Source organism: Crocinitomix catalasitica ATCC 23190, assembly GCF_000621625.1.
Lineage (GTDB): Bacteria > Bacteroidota > Bacteroidia > Flavobacteriales_D > Crocinitomicaceae > Crocinitomix > Crocinitomix catalasitica.
The window spans coordinates 1-15,867 of record NZ_JHXV01000016.1; the positions used below are offsets into that span (position 1 = coordinate 1).

14 protein-coding genes are annotated in these 15,867 nt (G+C 31.4%); 10 read left to right on the forward strand and 4 right to left on the reverse strand.

Features of this window, described 5'->3' with window-relative positions:
• On the reverse strand, window positions 1-230 hold a 230-nt coding region (locus T367_RS0110470), incomplete at its 3' end, for an ISAon1 family transposase N-terminal region protein (protein WP_027419800.1).
• A gap of 211 nt (window positions 231-441) precedes the next feature.
• Between T367_RS0110470 and T367_RS0110475 the strand changes: the two genes are divergently transcribed.
• Complete coding sequence (locus tag T367_RS0110475; protein WP_027419801.1) at window positions 442-1,623, forward strand: hypothetical protein; 1,182 nt, start codon at window positions 442-444, stop codon at window positions 1,621-1,623.
• Between the two features lie 6 nt (window positions 1,624-1,629).
• On the opposite strand, the gene T367_RS0110480 is transcribed toward T367_RS0110475, so the two are convergent.
• Together T367_RS0110480 and T367_RS0110485 are read right to left on the reverse strand one after the other, a co-directional pair.
• On the reverse strand, window positions 1,630-1,860 hold the full coding sequence (locus T367_RS0110480; protein WP_027419802.1) for a hypothetical protein: 231 nt from the start codon (window positions 1,858-1,860) through the stop codon (window positions 1,630-1,632).
• Window positions 1,860-2,144 carry a hypothetical protein gene (locus tag T367_RS0110485; protein ID WP_027419803.1) on the reverse strand — a complete coding sequence of 95 codons (285 nt, stop codon included), beginning with the start codon at window positions 2,142-2,144 and terminating at the stop codon, window positions 1,860-1,862. Before T367_RS0110485 ends, T367_RS0110480 begins: the two co-directional genes overlap by 1 nt.
• Before the next feature lie 198 nt (window positions 2,145-2,342).
• Here T367_RS0110485 and T367_RS0110490 point away from each other — a divergent pair, with 198 nt between their 5' ends.
• The 6 genes from T367_RS0110490 to T367_RS0110515 all read left to right on the forward strand — a co-directional run bounded on the left by T367_RS0110490 (window position 2,343) and on the right by T367_RS0110515 (window position 9,816).
• Entirely contained in the window at window positions 2,343-3,239 is an 897-nt protein-coding gene (locus tag T367_RS0110490) for a MerR family transcriptional regulator (RefSeq protein ID WP_027419804.1), read from the forward strand.
• A gap of 46 nt (window positions 3,240-3,285) precedes the next feature.
• Entirely contained in the window at window positions 3,286-4,770 is a 1,485-nt protein-coding gene (locus T367_RS0110495) for a phytoene desaturase family protein (protein WP_027419805.1), read from the forward strand.
• A complete protein-coding gene (locus T367_RS0110500; protein ID WP_027419806.1) occupies window positions 4,751-5,590 on the forward strand; it encodes a phytoene/squalene synthase family protein in 840 nt (279 codons plus the stop codon). The genes T367_RS0110495 and T367_RS0110500 overlap by 20 nt, the downstream gene beginning before the upstream one ends.
• A 28-nt stretch (window positions 5,591-5,618) precedes the next feature.
• Entirely contained in the window at window positions 5,619-6,080 is a 462-nt protein-coding gene (locus T367_RS0110505; RefSeq protein WP_027419807.1) for a sterol desaturase family protein, read from the forward strand.
• Window positions 6,077-6,766: a lycopene cyclase domain-containing protein gene (locus T367_RS0110510; RefSeq protein ID WP_035843237.1), complete on the forward strand. Its 690-nt coding sequence runs from the start codon at window positions 6,077-6,079 to the stop codon at window positions 6,764-6,766. Before T367_RS0110505 ends, T367_RS0110510 begins: the two co-directional genes overlap by 4 nt.
• Before the next feature lie 113 nt (window positions 6,767-6,879).
• Window positions 6,880-9,816, forward strand: a complete 2,937-nt coding sequence (locus T367_RS0110515; protein WP_157454198.1) for a sensor histidine kinase — start codon at window positions 6,880-6,882, stop codon at window positions 9,814-9,816.
• Between the two features lie 103 nt (window positions 9,817-9,919).
• On the opposite strand, the gene T367_RS0110520 is transcribed toward T367_RS0110515, so the two are convergent.
• Window positions 9,920-11,200 carry a T9SS type A sorting domain-containing protein gene (locus T367_RS0110520; RefSeq protein WP_169736052.1) on the reverse strand — a complete coding sequence of 427 codons (1,281 nt, stop codon included), beginning with the start codon at window positions 11,198-11,200 and terminating at the stop codon, window positions 9,920-9,922.
• Between the two features lie 314 nt (window positions 11,201-11,514).
• Here T367_RS0110520 and T367_RS0110530 point away from each other — a divergent pair, with 314 nt between their 5' ends.
• The 3 genes from T367_RS0110530 to T367_RS0110545 all read left to right on the forward strand — a co-directional run bounded on the left by T367_RS0110530 (window position 11,515) and on the right by T367_RS0110545 (window position 15,782).
• Complete coding sequence (locus tag T367_RS0110530) at window positions 11,515-14,304, forward strand: histidine kinase (RefSeq protein WP_027419812.1); 2,790 nt, start codon at window positions 11,515-11,517, stop codon at window positions 14,302-14,304.
• Window positions 14,297-14,995, forward strand: coding sequence for a LytR/AlgR family response regulator transcription factor (locus T367_RS0110535; RefSeq protein WP_169736053.1), 699 nt, complete (start codon window positions 14,297-14,299; stop codon window positions 14,993-14,995). The genes T367_RS0110530 and T367_RS0110535 overlap by 8 nt, the downstream gene beginning before the upstream one ends.
• Window positions 14,996-15,359: 364 nt before the next feature.
• Window positions 15,360-15,782 (forward strand): DUF2147 domain-containing protein, encoded by a 423-nt coding sequence (locus T367_RS0110545; protein ID WP_035843241.1) that lies wholly within the window; start codon window positions 15,360-15,362, stop codon window positions 15,780-15,782.
• The last annotated feature ends 85 nt before the right edge of the window (window positions 15,783-15,867 follow it).

Sequence of the window (15,867 nt, forward strand, 5' to 3'; positions counted from 1 at the left end):
TTAATATGAAAAAAAACAAACATACCTTTTAAAGGAAAATCCTGAACTGTAATGGTTTTATGAAAACCTTTTGAAATTAATTGACGTGAATTAAATTCTTGGGGAACAGTATTCTTTTCCTCAAAATAAAGGTTCAATCGTTCTCCTACTTTTTTTGATTCCGTAAGCTCAAAATGTGCTACTAAAATCTCAGGTAAAATCATTTTTATTAAGTCTAAATATCCCTCCAAAACTTATTCTTTTTTACAAAGAAAATCATTTTAGTCTAAATTCTTCCCCAACTTTTGTGACTGATCCGTAAAAGTCTCAAATAAGGAAGGCTTTTTCATAGAAGATGTTGATGTTTTATTAAGGGTTCAAGACGAAGATCCTCATTCCAGAATTGATGTTTTAATAAATAAAAATGTTCCTATTCAGACCTTCTCATCGTATAAGAGTAAGTTGATTGGTGGTGTTAGTTGGATGAATATTTCAAATATATTTTCAATTAATATGTTTAAATATCATACATGGTTTTTTGATGTTGAACTTGGGTCTCTAGAAATTCCGTTATCTCAACTTAATTTTTTTGAATATTTGGTTGAAGAGTTAGACCCCAAAGGAACAAGTGTTATTGAAATACAGAGTCGAACTCGACAAAGTATAGAGTTGGATAGTAAAGAAAGTGAGTTTGACCGAGACTATAAAGGGGTTGTAGCAAAGGTGGTGTATCCAAATCCGTCAAGATATGAGGCTTCTCTGGAAAGAATCAATCGACTTACTAAAGCGTCTGTTGATAAAGAGTTTTTTAGTGTAGTAATCAAAAATGAAGATTCAAAATGTATTTTTTGTGGATCGAAAAATCTTAATAGAGAACATATTGTTTCAAAGTGGATGAGGCGTTATTTTAAAGAGGAGTATTTTGATACTAATTTGATGCTGTTAGATGATGATACTAATTTAAATGATTCATTTAGAGTTGCAATTTCAAAAGGTAAAGAAAGTAATTATGGATATGTAACTAAAGATCTCGTCTGTAAAAATTGTAATGGTGGTTGGATATGTAAATTAGATGATAAGGTGTCAAATTTGATGACTGATAATTTAGCGTTCAAATCAGCTATTCAAATTGTACAATTAGAATTTAAAGATTTGAAAACTATAATTAGATGGTTGATAGTCAAAACAATTTTAATACCATTAAAAAATAACGTGGTACCTAGTTTACCAAAAAATATAGGTGAGCTTTTACGGAACGATATAATTGATGACCGTTTTATAGTTGAAGTTACTGAGTCTAATAACTATAATTTAAACTTTACTTTTAGAAACGGGAAAGGTTTGATGGATTTATCAGAACTCACTTCACTTGATTTGTCAATCGCAGAAGATTTAAAAAGGAAATTTTTTGTAGTGAGTTATCAAATAGGTTATTTAATATTTAGGATTAGTTTTTGGGATAATGAATTGGGGGTGCGGAGAGAGACTTGCGGTATACCGAGTTATGTTTTGTTTCCACAGAAAGCAAACATAAGTCATTCTTTAGATTCAGTTCTTTATGAGGAATGGAAAGGTTTTCCAAAAGAATCTCAGTTGTTGTTTTTTGATTCTACTTTGTATTTGACAGATAGATATAGGGTTTAATACTTTTTACATCAGTTTCTTGTCTAGTTGATTAATAAGCTCTTTTAATTCGGTGTCAGGGCTAAACCTCGTTAGCATAGAGCCTGTTTCTTTGTTTACCCAATCGTTAACACTTGGTAGATATTTTAGTGTGCTCGGGTTGGTTAATATCGTTTCTTTATTTTTCGGTTTGATGATTTGTTGAGGTAGATTATATCCATAGTGTGCAACAATATGTTTGCCTTCAAATGCTTTCATTATTGATAGTAGGCTCTTGCATATAATTTGTAATTTTTGCTTTTTATACCCTTTTTTGCATCTGGATCTGTAAAAATTTTTGTACCGTATTTTATAACCTCAACTAAGTGTTTTTCAATGTCCTTAATTTTTATGATTTTTTGAACAAAATGTTTTGCACGAATCTCTCCGAACGCAGTTAGCCATTCCTTTTTTAATATTAAAGCTGTTTTTAAATCGGGTGTGATAATATGAAAGTGTGGATTATACCATTGTTTGTTCGGGTTAAAATGGATCAAATGCAAAAGTTGTGGGTTTACATTTTCTAAGCAAAAATTTTAGACAACTTAATTAGGATGAATTTGGTGTTTCTAAATGATTTATAGGTTGACTATTAAGTTGTTTATATACAATCCAACACCATCGTCCACGCGCTTTTAAAAGCGTTCTCCTCGCACCCTAAATAAATTCCATTAATTTTGTTTAATCAAATACTGAAATGAATGAACAATATTAAGACTTCTTTTACCATTCAAGATTTAGAGCTTTTAAGCGGTGTTAAGGCGCATACCATAAGGATTTGGGAGAAACGATACAATCTTTTGAATCCGGAACGGTTGAATAGAAAAATAAGAATGTACAATATTAATGATCTTCAAAAAATGTTGAATGTCAGTTATTTGTATTTACAGGATTATAAAATATCTACACTGGCTAAATTAAGTGAGAAGGAGTTGGCAAAGGAAGTCGAAAAAGTTGCCAGTGCAGCCATCTCAAATAACTATGAAATTCACCAGTTGATTATAAGCTTGTATACTTTTAACGATCAACTTTTTGAAGATATTTATAAGCAGCAATCCAAAAAAATGGATTTCAAAGAAATCTTTGTTGGTACATATTTGCCATTATTACAACACATAGGTTTATTGTGGCAGTCAAGCACAATTCAACCTGTTCATGAACATTTTATTTCGAATTTAATTCATCAGAAAATTGTGCTAAATACTGTTGCTAACAGTAATAAACGCAAGGTTGAGGATGATGAGGTTTTTGTTTTATTTTTACCCGATGGAGAAATCCATGAAACAGGTCTTTTATTTCTAAATTATCTATTCCAGGCAAAAGGTTGTCGAACTATTTATTTGGGTAGAGATGTTCCTGTAGATAATTTAAGCCGAATCAATTCTCAGTTTAGTAAGATCAATTGGATATGTTATTTTTTATTAGAAATGACATATCCAGACAAGGAGAGCCTTTTGGTTGATTTCGAAAACTTATTGTCAGCAACGAATAATAAGGCAACTATTCTGGGAGGAAATTGGGATGAGATATCGTCTAAAAACAAGCAAATCAAGGTTGTTCCTGCACAAGATATACACACGTTTATAAAAGAAATTTAGGCGAATATTTTTATTTTGTTTAATAAAACAGTAGTTTTGTTAAACAATGAATGAAGAAATTGCAATATTAGGAGCTGGTTTTTCGTCGCTATCAGCGGCTAGTTATCTAGCAAAAGCTGGCTACGACGTAACTATTTATGAAAAGAATGGTCAAGTTGGTGGTCGTGCCAATCAATATCGAAAAGATGGGTTTTTATTTGATATGGGTCCGACTTGGTATTGGATGCCTGACGTTTTTGATCGTTTTTTTAACGATTTTGATCGTTCAACAAAAGAATTTTATGAATTAAAAAGATTGGATCCTGCTTACCAAGTTTATTTCGGTGAGAATGATAGTGTAAAAATTTCTGCAAGGCTTGAAGAGATTTATACGCTTTTCGAAAAAGAGGAAAAAGGAAGTTCTGTTCAATTAAAGAAATTTTTAAATCAGGCAGAGAAGAATTACAATGTTGCGGTTAAGGATATTGTTTACCGTCCTGGTGTATCTCCATTAGAATTGATCAGTTATAAAACGATCACGAAATTGAATCAAATGTTTTTTAGTATTCGAAAACAGATTCAAAAGAAATTTAATAATCCAAGATTAACGAAGATACTCGAATTCCCAGTCTTGTTTTTGGGTGCAAAACCTGGGAATACACCAGCTATGTACAATTTTATGAATTGGGCAGATTTTGGTCTTGGTACTTGGCATCCAATGGGTGGTATGTACGAAGTTGCTGCAGGTATGGAACGTTTAGCGATCGAATTGGGTGTAGAGATTAAATATAATTCTCCTGCTGAGAAGATTAATGTAGATGAAAATGGTAGGGTGAAAAGTCTTATTGTTAACAGAGAGGAAATTAAAGCGGATATTATTTTAAGTGGGGCTGATTATTTTCATACGGAGCAATTGCTCGAACCAAAATATAGACAATACAGTGATGAATATTGGTCGAAAAAGACATTTGCACCATCATCATTGCTTTTTTATGTTGGTTTTGATAAGAAATTAGAGAATGTCTCGCATCATACTTTGTTTTTTGATGAAGAATTTGATAAACATGCTGAAGATATTTACGACAATCCTAAATGGCCAAAGGATCCATTGTTTTACGCAAGTTTTGCAAGTAAATCGGATACGGCTTTTGCACCTGAAGGAAAAGAAGCAGCTACATTTTTAATTCCAATTGCTGCAGGACTGGAAGATAATGAAGCTTTCAGAGCAAAATATTTTGACATTATTATGACGCGATTGGAGAATTTGACCAATCAAAAACTAAAAGATCATGTCCTCTTTTCGAAATCTTATTGTGTAAATGATTTTGTAGAAGATTACAATTCGTTTAAAGGCAATGCTTACGGCTTGGCAAATATTCTAACACAGACTGCTTTTTTACGTCCGAAAATTAAAAGTAAAAAAGTGAAGAATCTATTTTTTACGGGTCAACTTACTGTACCTGGACCAGGTGTTCCGCCTGCATTAATTTCTGGAAAATTAGCAGCAGATTTAATTATTAAAAACTCATATCATGAAGCAATTATTCGATAAAATATCTAACGAAGGCAGTAAAGTAATTACACGGAATTACAGTACTTCATTTTCTATTGGTGTGCGTTTATTGGCCCCTAGTATTCGCCAAGCCATCTATAATATTTACGGTTTTGTTCGTGTGGCAGATGAAATTGTTGATAGTTTTAAAGATTATCCTCAAGCCGAATTATTAGATCGATTCGAGGCGGAGTATAATTATGCTGTAGAAACAGGTATCAGTTCAAATCCGGTGATCAATGCCTTTCAAAATACGGTGCGAGAGTATGAAATTGATCAAAAATTAGTTTTAGCTTTTTTGAGAAGTATGCGCGCTGATTTGACAAAACTGGTCTATGAAAATGATTCAGATATTACAGAATATATTTACGGTTCGGCGGATGTTGTCGGCTTAATGTGTTTAAAGGTTTTTGTACAAGGAGATCAAAAGGAATATGAACGATTAAGTAGCCCTGCGATGAAACTTGGTTCGGCATTTCAGAAAGTTAATTTTTTAAGAGATTTAAAGCAGGATTATGATGAGTTAAGTAGAATGTATTTTCCCGGTGTTGATCCGAATAATATCAGTGCAGAAGAAAAGAATAAAATTGTAATAGAAATAAAACAAGAATTCCAAGTTGCAAGAGAAGGTATTAAACAATTGCCTAAAGAAGCGAGATTGGGTGTATATGTGGCTTATAAATATTATGCCCAATTATTGAATCAGGTAGATCGTACACCCGCAGTTAAATTAAAGGAGCAAAGAATAAGTGTGTCTAATCTTAAAAAAACGTCATTGCTTATTCGTTCATACATGAATTTTAAATTGAATATTTATTAGTGTTTTATCTTTGAGGTAATTATAAGCTATGACAATTGTTTTCTACATATTTATTATCATTCTAACTTATGCTTTAATGGAGGTGGTAACTTGGTTGATGCATAAATATGTGATGCATGGATTTTTATGGTATTTGCATAAAGATCATCATCAACCAAAATATCAAAATACATTCGAAAAGAACGATGCTTTCTTCGTTATAGGTGCCATTCCGAGTATAACTTTGTTTTATCTCGGTATGTACCCATCGCTTAACTATAAGTTTTTCATCGCGATCGGTATTTTTCTTTATGGTTTGACTTATTTTTTAATTCACGATGTATTAATTCATCAACGTTTTAAGTGGTTTAAGCACACCAAAAATAAATATTTACTAGGTCTTAGAAAAGCACATAAAGTGCATCATAAACATTTAACAAAAGAGGATGGGGAGTGTTTTGGTATGTTAAATGTCCCGAATAAGTATTTTCATAAATTATCCAGAAAATGATGCCGATATATTTTATTGTGCTCGTTCTTTCTGGTTTGGTACCTCTTTTATATACCATTTATAAGCAAGATTTTATTAAAAACTGGTCGAGTTTTACCATTTCAACGATTATTATTGCAACAGTATTTTTAATTTGGGACGGCTTTTTTACCGCTCTTGGTATTTGGGGGTTTAATCCTGATTATATATTGGGGTTTAATCTGTTTCTAATGCCATTAGAGGAGTTTCTATTCTTCATTGTTATCCCATTTTGCAGCTTGTTTTTACATTATGCTATTTTTTATGCACTGCCGAATATGCGATTGAATAAGCAACTCACCATCGCCGTCTCATGTGCATTAATTCTCTTATCAATTCTACTTGTTGTGATGAATTTTGATAAAGCTTATACAGCAGTCAATTTTACATTTTTAGCGCTTGCTATCATTGTAGGATTAATAATGAATATTAAAGCATTGCAGCAATTCTATTTATCCTTTTTAGCTATTTTATTCCCTTTTATTTTGGTAAACGGAATACTAACAGGTATGGCTACAGAGCATCCCGTCGTTTGGTATGATCATATAGAAAATTTAAATATTCGTTTAATTACAATACCAATAGAAGATATAGGATATGCTTTTTCGATGCTATTCGGAAATTTATTGATATTCGAATCTCTGAAAAAGAGATGGACAAAAGTTTGATTATTGGGTTAAATCAAAACAAATGGCGCCAAAACTGAAAGGCTACTTCAGTTTTGGGCCATTTATCTTAGAAACTCGCATTTCAAGAAAAAAAATTAGCTAAATATTAACAGTTGAAGATATTAGTTGAAAATTCATGTAACTTTATTCATTCAATTACCCATAGTATAATCAATTTTCGAATGAATTCAGGCTTGACTCGTTTTAAACGAATTTCTACTCTTCTTGTGATTTGTATGCAGCTGTATTCGAATGTGTTGTTTGGGCAATTTGACTATGTTTTTAATAATTTTAATCGTGAAGATGGTTTGCCTACTTCCGAAGTATACGGGGCCTTGCAAGATGATGAAGGTTTTATGTGGTTCTGCACAGACCAAGGGGTAGCGAAGTATAATGGATTCGATTTCGAGATTATTACAATCAACGACGGTTTATTGGATAATGTGGTAATTAAAATGCACAAAGACAAGTTTGGAAGAATTTGGTTTATTGGCATGAGTGGTACGCTTTGTTATCTTGAAAATGGGACTATAATTCCTTATGAGTTTAATCATGTTTTAAAAAAATATGGCAAAGGAAGAATGATGATTAAATCACTTCTGATTCTACCAAATGGTGATATTGTAATTGGTACCACAAATCACCGCTCCGTTATTTTAAATGAACAAGGGGAATTAAAATTGTTTGAAAGTATTGATGAAAATGTCTGTATGACAATAGATGAAAATAATTACAAACATCTATTAATGTACTCTGGTCAGTCTAAATCGATCAATAAGCAAAAAACTATTTTTGTACAATATAAAAATGGAGATAGTGCGTTTTTTCCGTTTAAACATCTCTTTCAAAATCATTCAAAATTTATCGCGCTTGATGAAAATGCTTATGCGTTAAATATTGGAAGGGAATTGCATACTATGCAAAAAGATAAACATTCAATTATCGTTTTTGACAAGTTGATTTTAGATTTATTTGTCTTAGATAATTATCTATGGGTAACGACTATGAATGATGGGGTAATTAAATTTAAGTGGGAAAATAACGAACTTATAAAGGAGGGGCAATATTTAAAAGGTCATTCTGTAAGTAGTATTTTTAAAGATGATAATAATTCCATTTGGTTGACGACGACGGATAATGGGGTTTACTATATCATCAATGAAAGAATCTCTGTCATTAATAACAATCAAGTTAAAACGAGTTCAATCATAACAAGGGGACAAGAATTGTTTATTGGGTATATGAATCATCAATTAATCGGCTATGATTTATTGACGAATAAAGAAATTCTAAATCGAAAAATGGACGGTTTCGTGCATGATTTAGAAGTTTTGACGGATAATCGAATTGTAGTTTCTTCAGAAGAATTATCAATAATTAGTGCAGATTTGAAAAATTTAAAAATCGTCAATCAAACGGAATCTTATTATGTCCTGAGGAAGGGACTGGAGAACGGGTTAATGTTAGGTCGTGCTTCTACATTGATCGAAACTACTGATTTTAAATCATATAAAGTTTTAGTTGAAGGAAGGGTTTATGCGTATCATTACGATGATCAAAAAAGATTGATTTATTCGATTGATGATGGGGTTTTTAGTTTGGATACCAATGGAAATAGAACTTGTTTATTGTCAGGCTTGCGAATTAAATTTTTGTTGAATTCAAAAATGGGGCTGCTGGCATTTGACGAAACGGATAAAATGTATTTAGTCAAAAAAAATGAAGTTAAAGAATTCGATTTGAAACCATTACTGGATGAGTCGCTGATTAGAGGTGTTCAGTTGGAGGGTGATACGACATTGTGGATCGCAACGAATGATGGAATATTTAATGTGCGATTGGAAGATGAATGGCAACTTAATTCAATTTTTTATGGGATGCAAAATGGACTCTATAATGACGAAATTGAAGAGTTTATTGTGTTGCCTAAGTTTTTTATTATTCGAACGAAAGATGTTGTTATTAAGATAATAAGGGCAGATGTGAAACAACAATTTAAAAAACAAATTAAGGTTGAAAATTTATTTGTGAATGAAGAACAAGTCTTCATCACAAATAATTTGAATTTTCCCTATAATAAAAATGATATCAGAATTGATCTATCTATGTGTATGTTAAATGGGTTAGGTCAAAATGAGATTGAATATAGTATCAATAATAAAGTATTTAAAGTCAAGGATAATACGATCAATTTATTAAATCTCGAGCCTGGAGAATATCAATTGAAATTTAACTTAATGAATTCAAATTGGAGTGCTAGCTTAATGCATACATCCTTAAGCTTTACAATTGAAAAACCTTTTTGGAACAAGTTATGGTTCTATTTTATTAGTGCGATTTTAATATCATTTATTACTTTTTTGATTGTTAGATATTTATTTGTCAAACAAAAACAAAGTGCTTTGCAAAATGAACTAATTGTTAATTATCAACAAAAAGCGTTGCTGGCTCAAATGAAACCGCACTTTATTTATAATTCGCTTAATTCTATTCAAACGCAAGTGTTAAAGAGTGATAAATTTGAAGCACATAAATATATCTCGAAATTCGGTGAGCTAATTCGTAAAAATCTCGAATGGTCCGAATTTGAGCTTATTTCGCTTAAAGAGGAGTTAGAGCTGATTCATTTATATGTTGATTTAGAACAAAAAAGAATGGCAAAACAAATTGTTTTTAATGTCCTTCTTTCTGACAATATAGAAAAGGAAAAGGTTCGAATTCCTCCATTTATAATTCAGCCCATTATTGAAAATTCTTTTTGGCATGGCATTAATATACCAAGTATTGAAAATGGAAAAATAAGCTTAGAAATTGCCTTTTTCAACGATTTTTTGCATTTCACTATTATTGATAACGGAATTGGAATAGATGCATCAATGAAAAAAAATAAAGAAAAGCATTTATCCATGTCCTCAAAAATTACAATTAAGCGAATTAAACTTTTAGAGAGCAAGTATAATTTTAATTCAAATTATACGATTGTCGATTTAAGCAGGGAAGGTATAACAGGAACAAAAGTTGAATTTGTTTTACCTAAACTCTACGCATAATAAAGTAAAAATTGGCGCCATGTGATCATTGGTAACTGCAGACTCATAGGTGTGGCAGATTGAATTTTTTGATCTTCGACTTTTTATTTTGTTAGTGTAAATTTTACTTTAAAACACTTAGTTTTTTAGTTACATTCCCATCATTTGATTTTAATTGGAGGAAATATATTCCATTCTCAAAATTTGTTAAATCTAACTTATAGTCTCTAGGGATTGAAGTTGCCTTGTAAACTTCTCGTCCAAGTTCATCCAATATTGTCAAATTGACATTTTTATTTATATGATAACTTTCAATTGTGATGAAACCTTTACTTGGGTTAGGGAAAATGTTAAAATTGTTTTCTGTTAGCGTATTGATAGATAAACCAACAGCCTCTATACAATCAGTTGTATCAGTACATTCTCCTTGCGATATAATACAAGCATAATTCCCTACGGTTTCAGGGAAATAGTAAGCATTAGTTTCTCCTGGAATTGGATCCATAGTTGAACAATCTATCCATTGATATTCTGCTCCATCTGCTTCTTCATCAATATAAATAGTATTTGGTCCAGCACTGATTGAAGTATTGATGTCGCAACATGAAGATGTCACATTGAATAGTAAATCTACCTCCCAATCTAATAATATTCTATTATAGAATTTGAAGTCATCAAGATAGCCTGGCCAGTGATAAGATCGTGTGGGGTTACACACTTCACCGTCAGATCCCATTGCTTGGCCAATGGATAGGTGAGCAGTACCTACTGGAATATTACTTAATGTTCCAGCGCTGCCCTCAATGAATAATGTTTCACGAACATTATCGAGATAAATTTCAGCACGGGCTAATCCAGATTCAGCATCTGTACTTCCGTCATAGTTGATAACAATGTGATGCCATAGTGTGTCATTTATAGATGTTGATCCACTGGCTACAACATAATGTGTTGGTCCAGTTAGCCTTGAATAAAAGGTTAGTGAAATTTTTCCAGCAGGACTTTTCCTGATTATAAATTGTCTTTGATGTTCGTCACAACCATTTGGTCCATCCGAACCATATTTTGCAAGTATAAAACTGTTATTCGCTGACCTATCTGATAATTTTACCCAAGCAGAGACACTCCAGCTTAGATCAGGGGTTGCAAATTCGTCATTAAAATTATTTCCTAAACCAATCACCGATTGATCACCTGTAACAAAATTGTAAGCTTTACCTGGACATCCGAATCTGTCATTTGCAAGATACGCATTGCTTACTACACCGTCAACATCACCAACAGTTGCATCGGCCGTACCATCATTAAATAGATATTCTGCAAATAACCCATCAGTAACCTGACTAAAAGTGATGGTGTTGAAAATTAAAACGCAGAAAAGTAATATTATTCGATGTTTTTTCATTTGTAAAAGTTTCATAGTTAGGTCCGTTAAAGATACAGATGTTTTTGTTATAAGGTTTAAGTTCGTAGAAATTTATCCAAAAATTCAAATTATTTTTATTAAAGTAGCTTATGATCCTGCGCTCGAATTATAAGTCTTAAATAATTTTTGATATTTGTTGTCGTTTAAGGTTTATATTTAATTCTGGTAACCTTGTTAAACATAGATTTAGCCAAAATAAATTTTTTAGTAACCAGTTGTAGATAATGTTTATAAAATCACATTTGTATAATGCTTTTTTGTTGACTTCATTCATTTTTTTGTCTTGTTTTACCATGGGGCAAGCGCAATACGATTTTCATAATTTTAATAGTGAAGATGGGTTGCCGAGTGCCGAAGTGTATTTTTGCTTGCAAGATAATGGTGGTTTTATGTGGTTTGCAACTGATCAGGGAGTTGCGCGATACAATGGGTTTGAATTTGAGATTTTTACTATTAGAGATGGTTTAACTGATAATGTAATTATAGATCTAGAAAAAGATCAATTTGGTAAAATATGGTTTATTGGTTTAAACGGTAGTCTTTCCTTTTTTGATGAAGGTAGAATTATACCTTATCAATTTAATGATCACATTAAAGTTGGAGGAAATGAAAAAAAGAAAAGGATTAATTATATAAAGTCCATTTTTGTTTCGAAAGAAGGCGATGTAACCTTAGGTTCTGTTTATTCACGATCAATGAAAATAAGTGCGGATGGTAAAATAACATACTTTACTGCAGCTAATAAAAATGTATGTTTGATCTATGATCGTGATATTGATAATGGAACGCTATTGTATACCGGTTCTGACCGAGACTTAAAGCTTAAGAATAGTATTCAGATTTTAGAAAAAGGTGCTGTAGTAGGTTCGACAGAATTTGAAGGTTTAGATATCACTCACACCATGGCAACAAAAATTGAAGGTAAGGGATTCGTTTTAAATCAGTCGAATGAGCTTAAATATTTTCAGGACAGTCTAATTATTATTTCACCGCTCGATTATTATATTTTGCATACACGCTATGATGGTGAATTTTTATGGGTTGGGACAATATGCGGTGGTTTGTTAAAACTAAAGTTTGTCGATGGATCATTTAAATTAATTGATCAGTATTTAAAAGATAAAAATGTAAGCTCTTCTTATCGTGATAAAAATGGGTCCATTTGGTTAACCACAACAAATAACGGTGTTTATTATTTGATCAATGATCATACGGTTAATTATTACGTAGCAAACGATAAAATTACTGATATTGCCGTTAGTGACTCAATTTTATATATCTCTAACCTAAGTGGCAAAGTTTATGGTTGGAATTTAGAAAATAATAAGTTAATTCAAACTGAAGTGTTTGATTCTTATATTGATGAGATTAATGCCTATAAAGATGGTTTAATTGTATCAGGCAAAGAATTGCATTTTATTAATGTTAATCGTAAAGAAAAAATTAAATCAGGTCTGACGATGTCACATTTAAATATTGCCGGAAATAGAGCGGGTCCACTAATTTTTTATTCCTCTTCTAATTTGTTTTATACAAGAGATTTAACCGATTTTAAGAGGATTTATGAGGGGAGAACATTTGATAATATATGTTACGATGATTCCACAATTGTTAGTGGTGTTGATGATGGTATAATTAGGATTGATACTTTAGGTAATGTTGAAAAGATTTATACTGGTGATCGGATCATCAAATTGTCAAATTCAAATTTTGGATTGATTGCCTTATCTATTAAAAGTGAAGTTTTAATTATAAACGAAGACAATGTTCAGGCTTATAGATTTGATGATAAAGGTGAATATATCAAGAGTTTTTTAATTGATGATGATTGTTTATGGTTGGTTGGAAATATTGGGCTAATAAGACTATCTAAAAATAGTCAGGATGAATTTGTTAAAGAAACCTTTCTACTATCAGATGGGCTTTTGTCAAATGAGATTTTTAAAATAGCTGCAACAAAAGATTTAATAATATTGGCTTCAAAAAAAGGTGTTCAATCATTCCCGAAAAAGGAATTAAAAAAATTAAATAGTGGTAAACTATCAATTGAAAACGTTGTTATTGATGGTGAGTCGATAGATTATTCTAAAACACTTGAAATTAAGTATGATCAAAATAATATGGAGGTGGTTTTATCTGCTTTAATGATAAATGCTTTAGGAAGTAAAAATATTGAGTATCAGATTAATAATAAGCTTTTTAAAACGAATAATAGTAGAATTAGTTTGACCAATTTAGCGCCGGGAAATTATGTTCTTAACTTTCGTTTGAAGAATGATAATTGGGAGGAATTAATTGCTCAAACTACTCTAAAGTTTACGATTAAAAAACCTTTTTGGAATACAGTATGGTTTTATTTTTTATGTGCATTATTGATCTCCCTCTCCACGTTTGTAATCGTTAAAAATCTATTTGACAAACAGAAACAACGATTGAGGCAGAATGATTTATTGGTGTCATATCAACAAAAGGCGTTGTTGGCCCAAATGAAACCGCACTTTATCTATAATTCGCTCAATTCTATTCAAACACAAGTGTTAAAAAGTGATAAATTTGAAGCACATAAATATATCTCGAAATTCGGTGAGCTAATTCGTAAAAATCTTGAATGGTCCGAATTTGAGCTTATATTGCTTAAAGAGGAATTAGAATTAATTCAATTGTATGTTGACTTAGAACAAAAAAGAATGGCAAAACAAATTGTTTTTGATGTCGTTCTTTCTGTTGATATAGACATAGAAAAGGTTCGTATTCCACCATTCATAATTCAGCCTATAATTGAAAATTCTTTTTGGCATGGTATCAATTTGCCAAGTATCGAAAACGGTAAAATTAATTTAGAAATTACACTTGCCAACGATTATTTACATTTCACCGTTGTAGATAATGGAATCGGAATTGATGCCGCGATGAAAATGAATAAAGAAAAACATTTATCGATGTCATCAAAAATTACAATGAAGCGAATTCAACTCTTAGAGAGCAAGTATAATTTTAATGCTAATTATAGTATTGTCGATTTGAGGAATGAAGGTGCTACCGGTACAAAAGTTGAATTTATTTTACCCAAATTCTATGCGTAAAAAAGTAGTTATTGTTGATGATGAAAAGGCTGGTGTAGAGAACTTGACTCTTCTATTTGAAGAATTTTGCCCGAATTTTGAACTTGTTACAAGTTTTAACGACCCAAATCTTCTGGTAGATTACCTCGAGAATAATGATTATCCAGATATTTTGTTTTTGGATATTCAGATGCCCGAATTGTCAGGTTTCGAATTACTTGAAAAAATTAATAACGAAGTTATTGATGTTGTTTTTGTTACAGCCTTTGCTGAACATGCCATTGAAGCTATCGATTATAAACCTTTTGCCTATCTGCTCAAACCTGTTGACATAGATAAATTGATTAATGTGTACAAAAGAATTTGTGTAGATGATAAATCAAATGCAATTGATACAATTCAAATTTCAGCTCAAGAAGGGGTCAGGTTAATTAAAATTGTTCAAATACTTAGATTAAAAGCAGATAGAAGTTATTGTCAAATTCTTCTCGATACCAAAGAAGAAATTTTGGTGTCTAAAAGTTTAGGGCAAATCATGAAAGGGGTAAACCATCCCGATTTATATAGATGCCACAAGTCATTTGTGATTAATATCAACGCAATATCAAGTTATTTATATCGAAATGGTGGTGCAGTGTTATTGAATAACGAACATGAAATTCCTGTTTCTCGTGCTAGAAAAGACGAATTATTGAAAATTATAAATCTCTAAATGACAAGTTTAATACCGTTGGGAAACTCAACTTTGCAATTGGGAAACTTGGGTTTTTTAATTGCAAAATAGGGTTTACATTTGAACCAGTATTGAAAATCCTAACTTTCAACATATATAAATGGTGTTATTTTTTAGTAACACCATTTTTAATAAAATTACAAAAGACAGGATCAACTCTGTAAATGTAACTTGTTATTTTCTTATTGAATTTTGTAAATCGAATTATTAGAATTTAACCCAAAAGACCAATGTTTCAGCATTGGTTTTTTCGTTTAAGTTAAATCCTGTCAATTTCAATTCGGGAGAAAAATTATTTAAAAATGAATGGTAATTCAGTATATTTTTGTACCATTATATTCTTATGAAAAATCTGTGCTTCCTCCTCTTAATGCTTTGTCCAATGTTGGCAATTTCTCAAACCAAATCAACTGATGTTGTTGGTGTTTGGTTGACAGAATTGAAAGATGGTAAAATTGAAATTTATCAAAAAGACAATAAATTTTTTGGTAAAGTTGTTTGGATTGCTAGTCCTAATGATGAAAATGGACAGCCCTTAAAGGATATTAATAATCCAAAAGATGCTTTAAAATCTCGACCTATTTTAGGGATGAATACAATTGTTAATATGAGTTATGATGATGGTGTTTGGTCCGGCGGAACAGTTTATGATCCTAAAACAGGTGATTCCTATACGTGCAAAATTTGGCTTGAAGGTGCGAATTTAAAGGTGCGTGGGTATTGGGGTGTTTTCTATGAAACCAAAACCTGGACAAAATCTAAATAGTCTTTTTACTAGTGTTAGTTCGAATGGCTTATCGGTAAAATTTGCCCTTTTAACGATCCTTTTTTTAATTTTGGTATGAAAAATG

Excerpts from the sequence above, each read along its gene's own strand:
- T367_RS0110480 (WP_027419802.1), bottom strand. The coding sequence starts at position 1,860 with ATGAAAGCATTTGAAGGCAAACATATTGTTGCACACTATGGATATAAT.
- T367_RS0110495 (WP_027419805.1), top strand. The coding sequence starts at position 3,286 with ATGAATGAAGAAATTGCAATATTAGGAGCTGGTTTTTCGTCGCTATCA.
- T367_RS0110545 (WP_035843241.1), top strand. The coding sequence starts at position 15,360 with ATGAAAAATCTGTGCTTCCTCCTCTTAATGCTTTGTCCAATGTTGGCA.
- T367_RS0110530 (WP_027419812.1), top strand. The coding sequence starts at position 11,515 with ATGGGGCAAGCGCAATACGATTTTCATAATTTTAATAGTGAAGATGGG.
- T367_RS0110505 (WP_027419807.1), top strand. The coding sequence starts at position 5,619 with ATGACAATTGTTTTCTACATATTTATTATCATTCTAACTTATGCTTTA.
- T367_RS0110500 (WP_027419806.1), top strand. The coding sequence starts at position 4,751 with ATGAAGCAATTATTCGATAAAATATCTAACGAAGGCAGTAAAGTAATT.
- T367_RS0110490 (WP_027419804.1), top strand. The coding sequence starts at position 2,343 with ATGAACAATATTAAGACTTCTTTTACCATTCAAGATTTAGAGCTTTTA.
- T367_RS0110520 (WP_169736052.1), bottom strand. The coding sequence starts at position 11,200 with ATGAAAAAACATCGAATAATATTACTTTTCTGCGTTTTAATTTTCAAC.
- T367_RS0110535 (WP_169736053.1), top strand. The coding sequence starts at position 14,297 with ATGCGTAAAAAAGTAGTTATTGTTGATGATGAAAAGGCTGGTGTAGAG.
- T367_RS0110510 (WP_035843237.1), top strand. The coding sequence starts at position 6,077 with ATGATGCCGATATATTTTATTGTGCTCGTTCTTTCTGGTTTGGTACCT.